Origin of the sequence: Pseudomonas phytophila, from assembly GCF_025643095.1 — a bacterium.
In the GTDB taxonomy this organism is placed as follows: Bacteria; Pseudomonadota; Gammaproteobacteria; order Pseudomonadales; family Pseudomonadaceae; genus Aquipseudomonas; species Aquipseudomonas quasicaspiana.
Genome location: NZ_CP081201.1, coordinates 960,577 through 978,524, shown reverse-complemented (window position 1 = coordinate 978,524; position 17,948 = coordinate 960,577). Strand labels below are relative to the sequence as shown.

Here is a 17,948-nt window from a genome sequence, read left to right as displayed (position 1 = left end):
CAACCACAACAAAAGCAGAAATGTCCTACAGCATCGGCCATTGACCCAAAACGGCTGCTCTTTGATCATTCCGGCCCTGAGCCTAAGAACTCACAATCCGTACACCCGCCACGATAGACAGCGGTTTTTTTGCGCCTGCGCTAAGGTCACTTAGCGCAGCCGTTTAATGCGTCTGTTCGTCTGTCATGTCGGGAGTCGGCTAATAAAAGACCCTCCGGGGGAATATGCCGGCACTAGATTGGGTGTTCTTAGCTCCCGACGCCTTCAGCTAATAACAAGGACAGACAGCATGGACACGCCTTTCAACCCCCTACGCTTCACCCATCAGAAACGTCACCTGCATGCCCTGATCATGGAGCAGCAAGCCTGGTTCTGCGCCCGTGACCTGGGCCGCTTGATGGGCCTGTTTCTTGAGAACCGTCTGGTTCGCAAGCTCGACCCCGACCAGCGCTGCACCCTGAACCTGAATTACTACGATGAGGCCCAGGAAATGCTCATGGTCAGCGAGTCTGCCGCGTATGCCTTGCTGGTCCACCACCATCACCCGGCCAACAGCCAGTTGCGCCAGTGGATCACCCACGAAGTCATGCCCGCCCTGTTCGTCGCGCGCCTTCATTCGCACCACAACAGCCCGACGCCCGCACGACTGGAATGGCAGGATGGCGAGCTAAGCGTTATTCATTGGCAGAATGAGCCGTGGATCAGGCTGCGGGATATGCCAAGTCTGCTGCCGGGGCGAGAAGCATTGCCTGCAAAAACCGAGAAATGGAGCGCCACAACCGGGCGTTGAGGGGCAAAAACCGTCCAGTCATCTAAATGTTGCCAACTATTTGACTTGGGGTACGTGCTAGGCGGAAAGTAGGTGGTAGCATAGCGCCAGCAGTGATCTATCAGAGAACACACACGTAGCCCGATATGACCGAGCCAGCAGATCCAAATCGCGATCGTCTCAAACATCACTTCGCTCAGCGCGTCATTCATCAGGCACGTCAGATTCTTGAGGCTTGGCAGCGACTGCAGCAGGGCGAGTGGTCTGCGACAGATATGGCGGAATTTCAGGATGCCAATCAGCGTCTGCTGCGTTTTGCCGAGCGTTTTGAGCAAATCGAGCATATCGAGCTGGCGCAAGCCATCAATGCGTCGCTGGAAGCGGTCGAAGCGAATCGTGGACGTTTAACCAGCAACCTGATTACTGAACTCAACAGTTTGATGCAGCGGCTGTCCCGCACAGGTCTGCGTCATGGCGATCGTTTCGAGCAAACCTCGCTACCGCCGTTGCGCAAGCCTATCTATATTGCCTTGCAGGATTTCGAACGAGCCGAGCGCTTGAGCAAGCAGTTGGACTTTTTTGGGCTGTACGCTCAGGCGCTGGACGGTCTAAGTGATTTCCAGACAGCCATGGCTAATCGTCATCCCTCTGCCATCGTGATCGATGTGGATTTCTGCGGCCCGGGCGAAGGCCTGAAACTGGCGGCGGGTGTCCAGCAGGGGCTTGAACAGAAACTGCCGCTGATTTTTTTCAGTCATCACGAAACGGATACCCCGACACGTCTGGCCGCTGTGCGCGCCGGTGGTGAGGAGTTTCTGACCGGTACGCTGGAAGCTTCAAGCCTGCTGGAGAAAATCGAAATCCTCACCTGCGTGGCGCAGTACGAGCCCTACAAGGTGCTGATTATTGATGACTCCCGCGCCCAGGCTTTGCACACCGAGCGCCTGCTCAACAGTGCCGGGATCGTGACCCGTACGTTGCTTGACCCGATTCAGGCCATGGCTGAACTCGCTGACTTCCAGCCGGACCTGATCATCCTCGATATGTACATGCCGGGCTGTACCGGTACCGAACTGGCCAAAGTGATCCGCCATAACGACCGCTACGTCAGTGTCCCGATCATTTATCTGTCTGCTGAAGATGATCTGGACAAGCAGCTGGATGCCATGAGCGAAGGCGGCGATGACTTCCTGACCAAGCCAATCAAGCCGCGCCACCTGATTACCACCGTGCGCAACCGTGCTGCGCGGGCGCGCAATCTCAAGGCGCGCATGGTTCGGGACAGCCTGACCGGCCTGTATAACCACACCCATATTCTGCAATTGCTCGAAGACTGCTGCTTCCGTGCCCGTCGGGAAAATCAGCGGCTGTGCTTCGCGATGCTGGATATTGACCACTTCAAAAAGGTCAACGACAGCCATGGTCACCCCATGGGCGACCGGGTGATCAAGAGCCTGGCGTTGTTCCTCAAACAGCGACTGCGCAAGACCGACTACATTGGCCGTTATGGTGGTGAAGAATTCGCCATCGTGATGCCTGACACGGATATCCAGAGCGCCCACTTCACGCTGGATGAAATCCGCCGTCGCTTTGCTGAAATCCATTACCCCGCGCAACCAGCTGACCTGTTCTGCACCTTCAGCGCTGGCGTTGTGGAAATGGGTGAAAAGGACGACAGCCTGCTACTGGCCTCGCGCGCCGACGAAGCGCTGTACCGGGCCAAGCATGCCGGGCGTAATCATGTGTTCCTGGAATATGACGCGAAGCAGAGCTCGATGCTGCTGAGCGTGGCTGACAAGGCCTGAGTTCTTTAACGGGCGAGCGCAAGACTGGTAGGACCGAATTCATTCGGGAAGACGGTATTCCTGACGAGAAACTTTCTGCGGATGTACCGACCCTTCGCGAATGAATTCGCTCCCACAGAATCCCGTTTTTCCAGTTAGTTATGCAGTTCGAGGGCTACCCACCGCTTGGTAGGACCGAATTCATTCGGGAAGACGGTATTCCTGACGACAAACTTTCTGCGGATGTACCGCCCCTTCGCGAATGAATTCGCTCCCACAGAACCCAGCGTGCCCAGTCAGTTATGCGTTGATTGCCGGGCGCGTCGGAAACCCCCTCTTACAAACCCCATCCCTGCACACCTTGAAACACTCCGCTATCATGCGCGGACTTTTGCGACTCGAGACTGCCATGCGCCGTTTGCTCTGCCTGATGCTGTTGATCCTCGCCTTGCCCGCTACGGGGGCTGGCCTGCTGGACAGCCGTCCGAATGCCACGCTGGGTGGTGCAGCGCTGGATAACAGCAAGGATTTCCTGCCCGTCCGTCAGGCATTTCAGTTAAATCTGATCGACACCACTCCCGAGTCGATCAAGCTGCGTTTCGTCGCCACCGAAGGCTATTACCTTTATCGCCATCGTTTTCAGTTCCGCACCGAACCCGCAGACATCGGCCTGGGCGCTGCGCAGTTGCCGGCTGGCGAGAAGAAGCACGACGAATATTTCGGCGACGTTGAGGTTTACCACGGCATTCTCGACATCGACCTGCCACGCAAACCGGGTGACAACCGACCGTTCACGCTGGCGGTGACCTATCAAGGCTGCGCAGACAAAGGCCTGTGTTATCCACCTGAAACCGAGCGACTGAGCATCGGTGATCCCGCCGTAGCGGCTAATAGCACCGTCCCTGCACCGTCAGCCGCTACCGCCTGGAGCTGGAAAGAGCTGGCGTTGTTCTTCCTCGCCGGCATCGGCCTGACCTTCACCCCCTGCGTTTTGCCTATGCTGCCGATTCTGTCCGGCGTGGTGTTGCGTGGTCAGGTGGGTGGGCTGCGCGGCTTGAGCCTGTCGCTGGCGTACGTGTTGCCAATGGCGATCAGTTTTGCCGCCCTTGGCGCATTGATGGGCATGTTCGGCGCAGGCCTGAATTTGCAGGCGCGTCTGCAATCTGCCTGGGTGCTGGTGCCGTTTTCGTTGTTCTTCGTGATCTTTGCGATCGCGATGTTCGGCGCTTTCGAGTTGCGTCTGCCCCAAGCCCTCAGTAACCGACTCGATCGTATTGCTGGCAAGACCGAAGGCGGCTCGTTGTGGGGCGCGGCGGTGCTGGGTGTGGTTTCCAGCCTGCTGGTTTCACCTTGCGTGTCTGCACCGCTGGCCGGTGCGCTGCTTTATATAAGCGCCAGCGGCGACGCGCTGGGCGGTGCGTTGAAGCTGTTCGCGTTGGGCCTGGGCATGGGCGCTCCGTTACTGCTGGTCGCAACCGGCGGCGCGACCTGGCTACCGAAAAGCGGCCCATGGTTGGTGACGGTTAAAAATGCCATCGGCGTGTTGCTGCTGGGTCTGGCTATCGCGTTGCTCAGTCGCGTATTGCCGGGCCAGATCACGTTGCTGCTGACCGGCCTGCTGGCGGCGGGCGTCGCGTTGTTTCTGGGCACGCTGGAGTTTGGCCCGAAAAGCACTCGCCAACGTCTGGCGCAACTGTTGGGGCTTTTTTTACTGGTCTATGCCCTGACCTGCTGGTTCGGCGCGTGGAGCGGTCAGACCGATCCAACCCGCCCGCTGGGCCGACCACAGGCAACACTGAGCAACAACGGTCCCGTGACCGCTAATACGTCCGACTGGCAGACCATCACCAGCCCAGCCGAACTGGACCGGGTGTTGAGCGAAGCAAAAAATGCAGGTCAGCCATTGCTGCTGGATTGGTACGCGGACTGGTGTATCAGCTGCAAGGTCATCGAGCATGAAGTACTGCCGGATCCCGATGTAATCGCCCAGCTTGAAGGCTATCGCCTGATCCGTTTTGACATGACTGAAAGCAACGCCGAACAACGCGCCCTGCTGGACCGATACAAGCTGTTTGGCCCGCCTGCGTTGCTGATCTTCGGCAAAAATGGCGAGGAGCGCAGCGATGTTCGCGTCGTCGGCGAAATCGACGCGAAAGGCCTTGTAGAGCGGCTGATTAGAGCAAATGACCAAATCTAATCGTTGAGTCACAAACTTTTCGCGAACTTCGGTAATCGTGCGAGCTATTGCAGTTAACTGGACAGTACATGGATGTTTGCGGCATAGTCGCCGGGCTTTGATGCTCGTAACCATAACAAGGATCATCCGATGGCGACTCTTCTGGTACTGCATGGCCCTAACCTGAACCTGCTCGGGACCCGTGAACCGGGGATCTACGGCGCAGTGACTCTGGCCCAGATCAATCAGGACCTGGAAAAAAGGGCGCGCGATGCCGGCCACCATTTGATGTATCTGCAAAGCAATGCCGAGTACGAATTGATTGATCGTATCCATGCTGCCCGTGATGAGGGCGTGGATTTCATTGTGATCAATCCGGCCGCTTTTACGCATACGAGTGTTGCAATACGTGACGCGTTGCTGGGAGTGAGCATCCCATTCATCGAAGTGCACCTCTCGAACGTGCACAAACGTGAAGCTTTCCGTCATCACTCCTACTTTTCAGATGTTGCTGTAGGGGTGATTTGCGGCCTTGGCGCCAGCGGATACCGAATGGCCCTTGAAGCCGCCCTGGAACAATTGGCCGTCAGTTCGAAGCCATGACCGCACAGCCAAAGGCTGCGCTGCATGACCCGAACCACTAACAACTTTTACCCCTGACCGACCTTTGGGAGTTGATGATTAATGGATATCCGTAAAGTCAAGAAACTGATCGAACTGCTGGAAGAGTCCGGCATCGACGAACTGGAGATTCGTGAAGGCGAAGAATCCGTACGGATCAGCCGTCACAGCAAGACTCCAGCACAACCGTACTACGCGCCTGCCCCGGTAGCCGCGCCAGTTGCAGCGCCTGCTGCTCCGGTTGCTGCCGCTGCTGAAGCACCTTCGGCACCGAAACTGAACGGCACCGTTGTCAAATCGCCAATGGTAGGTACGTTCTACCGCACTCCAGCGCCTGGCTCGCCAGCGTTCGTTGAAGTCGGCAAGACCGTCAAGAAAGGCGACACCATCTGCATCGTTGAAGCGATGAAAATGATGAACCACATCGAAGCTGAAGTCAGCGGTGTGATCGAGTCGATCCTGGTAGAAAACGGTCAGCCGGTTGAGTATGACCAGCCGCTGTTCACCATCGTTTGAACCGGGGAGAGCCTGCGATGTTGGAAAAAGTCCTGATCGCCAACCGCGGCGAAATCGCCTTGCGCATCTTGCGTGCCTGTAAAGAACTGGGCATCAAGACCGTCGCGGTCCATTCCACGGCAGACCGTGAGCTGATGCACCTGGGCCTGGCGGACGAAACTGTCTGCATCGGTCCGGCGCCAGCCAACCTGTCGTACCTGAACATCCCGGCCATCATTTCTGCTGCAGAACTGACTGGCGCTACAGCGATTCACCCAGGCTACGGTTTCCTCGCGGAAAACGCCGATTTTGCCGAACAGGTAGAGAAGTCCGGCTTCGCGTTCATTGGCCCGAAAGCTGAAACCATCCGCCTGATGGGCGACAAGGTTTCCGCCAAGGACGCCATGAAGCGCGCCAACGTACCGACTGTTCCTGGTTCTGACGGCCCGTTGCCGGAAGACGAAGAAACCGCGCTGCGTATTGGCCGCGAAGTGGGCTATCCAGTGATCATCAAAGCCGCTGGCGGCGGCGGTGGTCGCGGCATGCGAGTTGTGCACAAGGAAGAAGACCTGATCGAAGCGGCCAAGCAGACTCGCGCTGAAGCGGCTGCCTGGTTCAGCAACCCGATGGTCTACCTGGAAAAATACCTGACCAACCCGCGTCACGTGGAAGTCCAGGTTATTTCCGACGGTCAGGGCCATGCGATCCACCTGGGCGACCGTGACTGCTCCCTGCAGCGTCGTCACCAGAAGGTTCTGGAAGAAGCGCCGGCACCGTTCATCGATGAGCAAGCCCGTAAAGACGTGTTCGCAGCCTGCGTAAAAGCATGCATCGACATCGGCTACCGTGGCGCCGGCACGTTCGAGTTCCTCTACGAGAACGGTCGTTTCTACTTCATCGAGATGAACACCCGCGTTCAGGTAGAGCACCCGGTTTCGGAAATGGTCACCGGTATCGACATCGTCAAGGAGATGCTCAGCATCGCCGCCGGCAACAAACTGTCGTTTACCCAGGATGACGTTGTCATTCACGGGCACTCGCTGGAATGCCGGATCAACGCTGAAGATCCGAAAACCTTCATTCCAAGCCCAGGCATGGTCAAGCACTTCCACGCGCCAGGCGGCAACGGCGTGCGGGTCGACTCGCACCTGTACAGCGGCTACAAGGTTCCTTCGAACTACGACTCGTTGATCGGCAAGCTGATCACCTGGGGCGCAACCCGCGATGAGGCCATGGCCCGCATGCGCAATGCTCTGGACGAAATCGTGGTCGACGGCATCAAGACCAACATCCCGCTACACCGTGATCTGACCCGTGATGAAGGCTTCTGCGAAGGCGGTGTCAACATTCACTACCTGGAACACAAGCTGGCTGAACAGAAATAACGTTCATCAGCAAATGTTCTAAGCCTGAAGGCCCCGACTTGTCGGGGCCTTCTCGTTTCCGGGCTTGCAACTGTCATTTCTGACAGTTGTTCCATTGGCCACGATGGGGCAACCCTGCATCTGCGCATAACGCGCTCATTCATGGAAACCCCATCATGGACAACCAAAGTAAAGACCCGATTCAAGCCTTAGAGAATGGACTGAGAGCAGTGGGTGATTTTCAGTGGAGCCACGTTCACGGCCAGATCGTGGCCGACTCTATCACTGCCGAGTGGCAAGACGGCGCCTGGCTAATCTACGCCAGCAAAGGCAATCCACAGCGCCGCGATTACCAACAATTTCAGCTGCGCATACCCGCTGCAACTGCCGAAACTCCTATTCAGCATCAATTCATTTCCCAGCCAGGGACGCCCGAGCCGGGATTTGTGTACACCTACATCTGGAACAAGCCGACCGGGCCTGATGACTTTCAGGCGATTCGAGTCGGCATGGAGGGCTATGTACATGTAGATTTCGCGCCTGAAGGCCTGCGATTTTCAGGGCGGTTCTTCTACATAACTCCCCTACAAACCAATCTGAATCTTGAAGGAGACGGCACCTACGATTTCAAGGCGTAATGAACACCAGGCCAAATGGCGGGCTGGCTGATCCAGATACGTTTGCCAACGAGCAATTACAGCAAAGCTGAAGTAAACTTCGCGGCTTTCCTGCTATTTCCATAGGTAACCCGCCATGCCCTGGCTGCAAGTCCGTCTCGCCATCAGTCCAGAACAAGCCGAAACCTACGAAGACGCCCTTCTCGAAGTCGGCGCCGTATCGGTCACGTTCATGGACGCTGAAGATCAGCCGATCTTCGAGCCGGAACTCAACACCACGCCGCTGTGGTCGCACACGCATCTGCTGGCATTGTTTGAAGCCGACACTGACGCCGAGCACGTTCTGGCGCACCTGCGCTTGCTGACCGACGCCGAGTTGCCGGAACACATGAGCGAAGTTATCGAAGATCAGGACTGGGAGCGCAGCTGGATGGATAACTTCCAGCCGATGCGCTTCGGTCAACGTCTGTGGATCGTGCCAAGCTGGCACGCCGCGCCGGAACCGGAAGCTGTCAATCTGCTGCTCGATCCAGGTCTGGCGTTTGGTACTGGAACGCACCCGACCACCGCACTTTGCCTGGAATGGCTCGACGGTCAGGACCTGAACGGTTGCGACCTGCTGGACTTCGGTTGCGGCTCAGGCATTCTGGCCATTGCCGCTCTGCTGCTGGGCGCCAAACAGGCAGTGGGCACCGACATCGACGTGCAGGCACTGGAAGCATCACGCGATAACGCCGGTCGCAACAATATTGCGCCGGAGCGCTTCGAGCTGTATCTGCCTGAAGACATGCCGCCACAACAGGCCGACGTGCTGGTCGCCAACATTCTTGCCGGTCCGCTAGTCGCCTTGGCGCCGCAACTGGCCACACTGGTTAAAACCGGTGGTCGCCTGGCGCTTTCCGGCATTCTTGCCGAACAGGGCGAAGAAGTTGCCGCTGCCTATGCCGACACCTTCGAGCTGGATCCGATCGCCAACCGTGATGGCTGGGTTCGCATCACTGGCCGTCGCCGTTAGTTAATAGCCGCTTTAACCGGATAGCCGCATGACCGACAGTTTTGTCACTCAGTGCCCGCACTGCCAGACCAGTTTCCGAGTCAGCCACGCACAGTTGAGCGTGGCACGCGGCGTGGTGCGCTGCGGTGCCTGCCTGCAGGTTTTCAATGCTGCAAAGCAACTGCTGGAACAGCGCAGCAATCAGCAGCCAGCTCCGCAACAGGCAGAATTGCCGGTAACGCCCGCTCCCTCTGCTCCGGTAGTCGTTGAAACACTGCCGATTGTGCAAAGCGAGGTGGTTGCAACTCAGCCACCAGCATCCGAGCCCGCTCAGGCTCCGCAGTCATGGCGCGGCAACGCCATGGATCTGGACAATCTGGATCTGGACGAAGAACTCGCCCGTCTTGAACAGCGTGAAATCCAGTTACCCGAGACGTTTGGCAGGGAGTCGTCCCGTAACGATGACTCGGCACTGTCTGCGCGTCGCGATGGCGCACAGACCGATTCTGATGACTGGGTCGACAGCCTGCACAATGACGACGTCAGTCAACTGCCCGAATTGCACGCTGAAGTGATTCCGGAACCCGAAATCCTCTCGGAGACAGAATCCGATTCCCGCGATGGCAGGACCGAACCGTCGTTTTCGCTCATCGACAGTCATCTGGATGACGACGAACCGACGGTCCCCGCTCCGGCTCCACGCAAGACACCGGGCAATGAAAAGCCGCAACGCTTTTCGGCGCTGGATAACGACAGTGACGAGGAGCTGGACGAGCCGCAACCGGAACCTCGTTCACGCCGCGATCGCACCGAGCCCGGCGTGCGGGATCAGGCGCTGCTGGACCTGACCGACGATCCGTTGCAACTGGACTGGCAGCCTCCCAAATCCCGATGGGGCCGCAAACTGGTCTGGACCCTGCTCACCTTGATCGCCCTGGTCGGACTGGCCGGGCAATACGTGTGGTATCACTTCGACGAACTGGCACGTCAGGATCAGTACCGGCCATGGTTCCAGATGATCTGCCCGCAGATCGACTGCAAAGTCCCGTCCAAGGTCGATATCAAACAGCTCAAGAGCAGCAATCTGGTAGTGCGCAGCCATCCCGAGTTCAAAGGCGCGCTGGTTGTCGATGCAATCATCTACAACCGCGCGCCATTTTCTCAGCCATTCCCGCTGCTGGAATTGCGCTTCGCCGACACCAGCGGGCAGTTGATCGCCAGTCGTCGCTTCAAACCCGCTGAATACCTGAGCGGTGAAATCGCCGGGAAAGAAGAGATGCCACCGCAGACGCCGATTCATATCGCGCTGGACATCCTCGATCCGGGCGCCAAAGCCGTGAACTACAGCCTCAGTTTCCGCTCCCCCGAGTAATCGTCCGGCAACAACGAACGACGAAATGAACAGCCGCTGATCGGACGCTATTCACCCCAAAAAACGCCAGCAGCACGTAACGGCAGTGCAGTCGACCGAAAAACCGTGATCTGCCCGGCAACAACTGTTCAGATTTTATCCAATTCAGCCTTTATCCAGTCATCGAGAGCGGGTATCATGCCAACCCTTTTTCTTACTCTGGATTCGGTCTGAAAGGCGCGCAAGCACTTGTCAGGCCGGGCTCGAACGGACCGTGTAGATAACACATTACACACGGTTTGCCATGATTCGGCCCCACAACAGGCACACCTATGTCGGCGGTACGCATCGGTCCGTATACATTGCAGAACGGCTTGATTCTCGCTCCTATGGCGGGCGTCACTGACCAGCCTTTCCGTCAGCTTTGTCGCCAGCTTGGCGCAGGTCTGGTGGTGTCGGAAATGGTCACCAGTGACATGAGCCTGTGGAACAGTCGCAAATCGCGCCTGCGCATGATCCACGAAGGTGATCCCGAGCCACGCTCGGTACAGATCGCCGGTGGTGATCCGCAGATGCTTGCCGATGCAGCGCGCGCCAATGTCGAACTGGGCGCACAGATCATCGACATCAACATGGGCTGCCCGGCCAAGAAGGTCTGTAACAAGGCGGCCGGTTCAGCGTTATTGAAAGACGAACAACTGGTGAGCGAGATCCTGCAGGCCGTTGTCGCCGCAGTCGATGTGCCGGTCACCCTGAAGATTCGTACCGGCTGGGACCGGGACAACAAGAACGGCCTGACAGTGGCGAAAATCGCCGAACAGGCAGGCATTCAGGCCTTGGCCGTTCATGGACGGACCCGCGCCGACCTGTACACCGGTGAAGCCGAATACGACACGATTGCCGCGATCAAGCAGGCCATTTCGATTCCGGTATTTGCCAATGGCGACATTGATTCACCCCAGAAAGCCCGGCATGTGCTGCAAGCCACCGGTGCCGACGGGCTGTTGATTGGACGGGCTGCTCAAGGGCGTCCTTGGATTTTTCGCGAAATAGAACACTACCTGCGCACTGGCGAAATATTGCCGGCGCTGCAGTTGGAGGAAGTGGAACGCATTCTGCTAGAGCATCTGGCAGCGCTTCACGTTTTCTACGGCGATGTGCTGGGCGTGCGAATAGCACGCAAGCATGTTGGCTGGTATCTCGCAACCTTGCCGGGCGCCAGGGAGTTTCGCGCCCACTTCAATCGTTTGCAAGATACAGAAGCACAGTGCGCCAACGTTCGCGAGTTCTTCAGCGAACGCTACAAAAGCCCGAAAACAGGGCAAGAAGAAGAGGTGGCCGCATGACGATGATGACTGAGACTTTAGTGAGTGGAACGACACCCGTGAGCGACAACGTCAATTTGAAACAGCACCTCAACACGCCGAGCGAAGAGGGCCAGACCCTGCGCGGCAACGTTGAGAAGGCGCTGCACAATTATTTCGCCCACCTTGAAGGTGCTTCCGTCACTGATGTCTACAACCTGGTGTTGTCGGAAGTCGAGGCCCCGCTGCTCGAGTGCGTGATGAACTACGTCAAGGGAAACCAGACGAAGGCCTCCGAACTGCTGGGCCTGAATCGCGGCACTTTGCGCAAGAAACTCAAGCAGTACGACCTGCTTTAAGCATTCCATACAAAAAAGGCGACCCTTATCGAGGTCGCCTTTTTTGCTGAATCCATTTGCTTTTGCCTTGATGGAAATTGAAATGACCGACCAGACTACCCGCCTGCCGATTCGCCGCGCCTTGATCAGTGTTTCCGACAAGACCGGCATCCTTGAATTTGCCCGTGAACTGGAAGCCCTTGGCGTTGAGATCCTGTCCACTGGCGGCACCTTCAAGCTGTTGCAGGACAATGGCGTCGCAGCGGTAGAAGTCGCTGATTACACCGGCTTCGCAGAAATGATGGACGGCCGGGTCAAGACCCTGCACCCGAAAATCCACGGCGGCATCCTGGGGCGTCGCGGCATCGACGACGCCATCATGAGCGAGCACGGCATCAACCCGATCGATCTGGTTGCAGTGAACCTCTACCCGTTCCAGGCCACGGTTGCCAAACCGGGTTGCGACCTGCCGACTGCCATCGAGAACATCGACATCGGCGGCCCGACCATGGTCCGTTCTGCAGCAAAAAACCATAAAGATGTCGCTATCGTGGTCAATGCCAGCGATTACGGTCAGGTACTGGAAAGCCTCAAGGCTGGCGGTCTGACTTACGCACAGCGTTTCGACCTGATGCTCAAGGCGTTTGAGCACACCGCAGCTTACGACGGCATGATCGCCAACTATCTGGGCAGCATTGACCAGAAGGCCGAGACCCTGAGCACCGAAGGCCGCAGCGAATTCCCGCGCACCTTCAACAGCCAGTTCGTCAAGGCTCAGGAAATGCGCTACGGCGAGAATCCGCACCAGAGCGCGGCGTTTTACGTTGAAGCCAACCCGGCTGAAATCGGTATCGCCACTGCAACCCAGTTACAGGGTAAAGAACTGTCGTTCAACAATGTGGCCGACACTGACGCTGCACTGGAATGCGTGAAAAGCTTCGTCAAACCAGCCTGCGTTATCGTCAAGCACGCCAACCCTTGCGGCGTTGCAGTCGCGCTGGACAACGAAGGCGGCATTCGTCAGGCCTACGAACTGGCCTACGCGACCGACACCGAATCTGCATTTGGCGGCATCATTGCCTTCAACCGTGAGCTGGACGCCGAAACGGCCAAGGCCATCGTCGAGCGTCAGTTCGTTGAAGTGATCATTGCCCCGAGCGTCAGCGCCGAAGCACAGGCCATTGTTGCCACCAAAGCCAACGTGCGTCTGCTGAGCACCGGCCAATGGGCCGCTGAACGCAGCGCCGCGTGGGACTACAAGCGCGTCAATGGCGGCTTGCTGGTTCAGAGCCGTGATATCGGCATGATCACCGCTGATGACCTGAAAGTGGTCACCAAACGTGCGCCAAGCGAGAAAGAAATCCACGACCTGATCTTCGCCTGGAAAGTGGCCAAATACGTCAAGTCCAACGCCATCGTCTATGCCAAGAATCGCCAGACCATCGGTGTCGGCGCAGGTCAGATGAGCCGCGTAAACTCGGCCCGCATCGCGGCAATCAAAGCCGAACACGCCGGTTTGCAGGTAGCGGGCGCGGTCATGGCTTCCGACGCATTCTTCCCGTTCCGTGACGGCATCGACAACGCAGCCAAGGTGGGCATCACTGCGGTGATCCAGCCAGGCGGCTCGATGCGTGACAGCGAAGTGATTGCGGCGGCTGATGAAGCCGGTATCGCCATGGTATTCACCGGGATGCGGCATTTCAGACACTAAAGTGTCAGCGGCAAGTTTCTAGCTGCAAGCGGCAAGCAAAAGCAGATTTTCGATCCTCTTGCCCGCCCTTGCAGCCTTACTAATTCAAAGCCATGAGCCATGTTAAAAGCCGCACAATCTGCTTTTACTTGCCGCTTTTAGCTTGCAGCTTCTCCGAAGGAGTCTTTCTTTGAACGTATTAATCATTGGCAGTGGTGGCCGCGAACACGCTCTGGCGTGGAAAGTCGCTCAGGACCCACGCGTCGTGAAGGTTTTTGTTGCACCGGGCAATGCCGGGACCGCTATCGAAGCGAAGTGCGAGAACGTCGCTATCGACGTGCTGGCCCTTGAACAACTGGCGGATTTCGCTGAAAAGAACGTCTCCCTGACCATCGTCGGTCCCGAAGTGCCACTGGTTGCCGGTGTGGTTGATCTGTTCCGCAGCCGCAATCTCGACTGCTTCGGCCCTACTGCTGGCGCTGCTCAGCTGGAGGGCTCGAAAGCGTTCACCAAGGATTTCCTGGCTCGTCACAAGATCCCGACTGCCGACTATCAGAACTTCACTGAAATCGAGCCTGCGCTGGCCTACTTGCGCGAAAAAGGTGCTCCGATTGTCATCAAGGCCGACGGCCTGGCTGCAGGCAAAGGCGTAATCGTCGCCATGACCCTGGCCGAAGCCGAAGACGCCGTGCGCGACATGCTGGCTGGTAACGCGTTCGGCGAAGCCGGTTCGCGGGTTGTCATCGAAGAGTTTCTTGATGGCGAAGAAGCCAGCTTCATCGTGATGGTTGACGGCAAGAACGTGTTGCCGATGGCCACCAGCCAGGACCACAAACGCGTCGGCGACGGCGACAGTGGCCCGAACACGGGCGGCATGGGTGCTTACTCCCCTGCCCCGGTCGTCACCGCCAAGGTTCACCAGCGCGTGATGGATCTGGTCATCTGGCCGACCGTGCGTGGCATGGCTGACGAAGGTAATGTCTACACCGGCTTCCTGTACGCCGGGCTGATGATCGACAAGGCGGGTAACCCGAAGGTTATCGAGTTCAACTGCCGCTTCGGCGATCCGGAAACCCAACCGGTGATGCTGCGTCTGCAATCGAGTCTGGTCTTGCTGGTGGAAGCTGCTCTGGCCCAGGCGCTGGATAAAGTGGAAGCTCAGTGGGATCCACGCCCGAGTCTGGGCATCGTCCTCGCCGCTGGCGGCTACCCTGGCGATTACGCCAAAGGCGCAGCGATCAAAGGCCTGGATGACGCCGCACAACTGCCAGGGAAAGTGTTCCACGCAGGCACTGCACTGCAAGACGGTCAGGTAGTCACCAGTGGTGGTCGCGTACTTTGTGCGACTGCATTGGGCGAAACAGTGGGCGATGCTCAAAAACACGCCTATGCTCTGGCCGCAAAGGTTGATTGGGAAGGTTGCTTCTATCGCAGTGACATCGGCTATCGCGCCATTGCCCGCGAGCGTGGTGAAGACCTGTAATAAGCCTTCAGCCGGGCTTCGGCGGGCCGGGAGCAGCGCATCAGCGTTCTCCCGGCCTGTCGGGTTCGGCCGGCCCTTTCAGGACGGCACGCGAAGATTCAAAATAGAGTTTAGAGTGATCGGGCATTCATCTTACGAAGGGATTTCACCGTGCGCTGGCTCAGGATTGCCAAAGGTTTAACTGTAGGGCTGTTGACCCTGCTCTTCGTGCTGTCGGCGCAAGCCCAGCCAAGTGCGGGCTGGTCAACATTACTCGACACGCAGGCAAACCTGCAATTGAGCGACGTCCGTTCGGCCCGTTATCAGAACCAGCTCAGCCCGACTGACCTTGATCAGGTCACCGCAGCCGATCGCAATAGCGCTCTGTGGCTGCACTATCAGTTGCAACCCGGCGATCACGAACAGCTACTGCGCATCTTCGCGCCAGACCTTGCCAGCCTGGACCTTTATGTCCTTGAAGGCGACAAACTGCTCAACCACACGCGCACCGGCAACAACGTCGCGCCGCAGAGCGATGTCCTGCGGGCCAGCGACTTCATGCTGCCCATCCCGCAAAGTAACGCCCCTGTGGATATCTATCTACGGCTGGTCTCAACCCAGCAACTTCGGCCGAATATCAGCCTGCAACCGGCAATCAACAGCGCCGCGGATGAGCGTGAGCCGTTTCTGTTTGGCCTGTTGTTCGGCTCGCTGGCCATGCTGATCCTGCAAAATCTGACGCGTTACGCCCACACCCGCTCACGCAGCAACCTGTGGCTCGCGAGCTGTGAAGGATTGTTGGCGCTCAGCGCGGCCCTGCTGCTAAACCTGCTGACCCCATGGCTCAAGACCTGGCACATCGCCCAGACACCCGCGGCGCACCTGACCCTGCTGTTCGCAGCGCTCGCAGGCCTGATGTACGCACACTCCTTCTTTGCCCATCGCAATGTCGTCGCACTCAATCGCCTGTTGATGGGCAGTCTGGTGGTCATAGCCCTGGGCTGTCTGCTAATACTGTTCGTGGACACGCTGCCACTCAACGTGATCACGTTTGGACTGGTGACACTCGCGACCGTGGGGATTCTGTTCGTCTCTGCTTACCACTGGCAAAAAGGCTACTGGCCCGCTCGCCTGTTCGTGCTGTCGATGGTGACTTTCAACATTGGCTGCCTGGTCATTCTTCCAGCACTGCTGTGGTTGACCTGGATTTCCCCGCAATGGCTAATCCTCACACTGCTGGCGGTGTTTTGCTTCAGCGGCCTGTTGATGAGCGTGGCAATCAGCGAGCGTCACCGCAGCTTCACCGAAGACAACTTCAGCATCAGCCGTGACAAGGCCGCCAGTACTGCAGAAATCAACGCCAAAGCAGAGTTTCTGGCCAAGATCAGCCATGAAATCCGCACGCCGATGAACGGTGTGCTGGGCATGACCGAACTGCTGCTGGGCACTCCGCTGTCGGTCAAACAGCGCGACTACGTGCAGACGATTCACAGCGCAGGCAACGAACTGCTCAGCCTGATCAACGAAATTCTCGACATCACCAAACTCGAATCGGGCCAGATCGAGCTGGATGATGTGCAATTCGACCTCAGCGCCCTGATCGAAGATTGCCTGAATATCTTCCGCGCCAAGGCCGAGCAGCAGGAGGTGGAGCTGATCAGTCTGATTCAGCCACAAGTGCCTCGTGTCATCAGCGGTGACCCGACACGCCTGCGCCAGACCGTGTTGAGCCTGCTGGAAAACGCCCTGAAGAAAACCGACGAGGGCGAAATTCTGGTGGTGGTCGCACTCGACTCACGCGCCGGTAAACCTCGACTGCGCATTGCTGTGCAGGACAGCGGCGAAGCGCTCTCCAGTGATGAGCGCGAAGCGCTGCTGCATGCAGAACTGCACAGCAAGAACTTCCTGGCATCCAGCAAGCTGGGCGGGCATCTGGGCCTGGTCATTGCTCGCCAGTTGATCGTACTGATGGGCGGCGAATTCGGTATTCAATCCGGCGGCACTCACGGCAGCACGCTGTGGCTGAGTCTGCCATTGGATGCTAATCGTCTGGAGCAGCCGCCACTGGATCTCGACAGCCCGCTCAAGGGTGCTCGCGTGCTGGTGGTCGATGACAATGAAACCTGCCGCAAGGTACTGGTCCAGCAATGCAGCGCCTGGGGCTTGAACGTCAGTGCCGTGTCGTCCGGCAAAGAAGCGCTGGCGCTGTTGCGAACCAAGGCGCATTTGCGTGATTACTTTGATGTGGTGCTGCTGGACCAGAACATGCCCGGCATGACCGGCATGCAACTGGCAGCCAAGATCAAGGAAGATCCGAGCCTGAACCACGATATTCTGCTGATCATGCTGACTGGCATCAGCAACGCGCCGAGCAAGGTCATTGCCCGCAACGCCGGGATAAAAAGGATTCTGGCCAAACCCGTTGCGGGCTACACACTCAAGACCACGCTGGCGGACGAGCTTACCCAACTGAACAAGGGTGCAATGCCGCATCTGGTGACACCGATCCACAACATACCGGTCAAGGTGCCCAGCGACTTCCGCATTCTGGTCGCAGAAGATAACAACATCTCCACCAAAGTGATTCGCGGCATGCTGGGCAAACTCAACCTGAATCCGGACACCGCCAGCAACGGCGAAGAGGCATTGCGCGCAATGAAGGCCCAGCGCTATGACCTGGTGCTGATGGACTGCGAGATGCCAATTCTGGATGGCTTCTCTGCCACCGAACAGCTACGTGCCTGGGAAGTTGGCAATCAAAGGGTGAGAACACCGGTGGTAGCACTGACCGCGCACATTCTGACCGAACACAAGGATCGCGCCCGTCAGGCGGGGATGGATGGTCACATGGCCAAACCCGTGGAGTTGTCCCAACTGCGCGAGCTGGTGGAACACTGGGTCGCGCAACGTGAGAAGGTTCGTACGCTGACCTCGGCCGGTGACCTGTACCAACAAAACTGATCTGCTGTCATCGACGTCTATT

General features: G+C 57.8%; 14 protein-coding genes. All 14 read left to right on the top strand.

Going from position 1 to position 17,948, the window contains the following annotated elements; translation table 11 throughout:
- Positions 1-289 precede the first annotated feature (289 nt).
- The 14 genes from K3169_RS04170 (at position 290) to K3169_RS04105 (ending at position 17,926) form a co-directional block, all read left to right on the top strand.
- Positions 290-790, top strand: a complete 501-nt coding sequence (locus K3169_RS04170) for a Bro-N domain-containing protein (RefSeq protein WP_122805442.1) — start codon at positions 290-292, stop codon at positions 788-790.
- A gap of 125 nt (positions 791-915) precedes the next feature.
- A complete protein-coding gene (locus K3169_RS04165; RefSeq protein WP_263270118.1) occupies positions 916-2,574 on the top strand; it encodes a PleD family two-component system response regulator in 1,659 nt (552 codons plus the stop codon).
- 388 nt (positions 2,575-2,962) lie between these two features.
- Positions 2,963-4,750, top strand: coding sequence for a protein-disulfide reductase DsbD (locus tag K3169_RS04160; RefSeq protein WP_263270116.1), 1,788 nt, complete (start codon positions 2,963-2,965; stop codon positions 4,748-4,750).
- A 129-nt stretch (positions 4,751-4,879) separates the two neighbouring features.
- Positions 4,880-5,332, top strand: coding sequence for a type II 3-dehydroquinate dehydratase (aroQ, locus tag K3169_RS04155; protein ID WP_122708699.1), 453 nt, complete (start codon positions 4,880-4,882; stop codon positions 5,330-5,332).
- 81 nt (positions 5,333-5,413) lie between these two features.
- A complete protein-coding gene (accB, locus tag K3169_RS04150; protein WP_027901367.1) occupies positions 5,414-5,866 on the top strand; it encodes an acetyl-CoA carboxylase biotin carboxyl carrier protein in 453 nt (150 codons plus the stop codon).
- 17 nt (positions 5,867-5,883) lie between these two features.
- Complete coding sequence (accC, locus tag K3169_RS04145; protein WP_095101822.1) at positions 5,884-7,230, top strand: acetyl-CoA carboxylase biotin carboxylase subunit; 1,347 nt, start codon at positions 5,884-5,886, stop codon at positions 7,228-7,230.
- A 155-nt stretch (positions 7,231-7,385) separates the two neighbouring features.
- Positions 7,386-7,847: a hypothetical protein gene (locus K3169_RS04140; protein ID WP_263270112.1), complete on the top strand. Its 462-nt coding sequence runs from the start codon at positions 7,386-7,388 to the stop codon at positions 7,845-7,847.
- A gap of 115 nt (positions 7,848-7,962) precedes the next feature.
- Complete coding sequence (prmA, locus tag K3169_RS04135; RefSeq protein ID WP_027901365.1) at positions 7,963-8,841, top strand: 50S ribosomal protein L11 methyltransferase; 879 nt, start codon at positions 7,963-7,965, stop codon at positions 8,839-8,841.
- Positions 8,842-8,869: 28 nt separating this feature from the next.
- Entirely contained in the window at positions 8,870-10,192 is a 1,323-nt protein-coding gene (locus K3169_RS04130; RefSeq protein WP_263270107.1) for a DUF3426 domain-containing protein, read from the top strand.
- Between the two features lie 311 nt (positions 10,193-10,503).
- Positions 10,504-11,517: a tRNA dihydrouridine synthase DusB gene (dusB, locus tag K3169_RS04125; RefSeq protein ID WP_027901363.1), complete on the top strand. Its 1,014-nt coding sequence runs from the start codon at positions 10,504-10,506 to the stop codon at positions 11,515-11,517.
- On the top strand, positions 11,514-11,834 hold the full coding sequence (gene fis / locus K3169_RS04120; protein ID WP_027901362.1) for a DNA-binding transcriptional regulator Fis: 321 nt from the start codon (positions 11,514-11,516) through the stop codon (positions 11,832-11,834). The genes dusB and fis overlap by 4 nt, the downstream gene beginning before the upstream one ends.
- A gap of 82 nt (positions 11,835-11,916) precedes the next feature.
- Complete coding sequence (gene purH, locus K3169_RS04115; RefSeq protein ID WP_263270104.1) at positions 11,917-13,524, top strand: bifunctional phosphoribosylaminoimidazolecarboxamide formyltransferase/IMP cyclohydrolase; 1,608 nt, start codon at positions 11,917-11,919, stop codon at positions 13,522-13,524.
- A 169-nt stretch (positions 13,525-13,693) separates the two neighbouring features.
- The gene (purD, locus tag K3169_RS04110; RefSeq protein WP_263270102.1) at positions 13,694-14,986 is read left to right on the top strand and encodes a phosphoribosylamine--glycine ligase; all 1,293 of its coding nucleotides are present in this window, start codon (positions 13,694-13,696) and stop codon (positions 14,984-14,986) included.
- Positions 14,987-15,136: 150 nt separating this feature from the next.
- Positions 15,137-17,926: a hybrid sensor histidine kinase/response regulator gene (locus tag K3169_RS04105; protein ID WP_263270100.1), complete on the top strand. Its 2,790-nt coding sequence runs from the start codon at positions 15,137-15,139 to the stop codon at positions 17,924-17,926.
- The last annotated feature ends 22 nt before the right edge of the window (positions 17,927-17,948 follow it).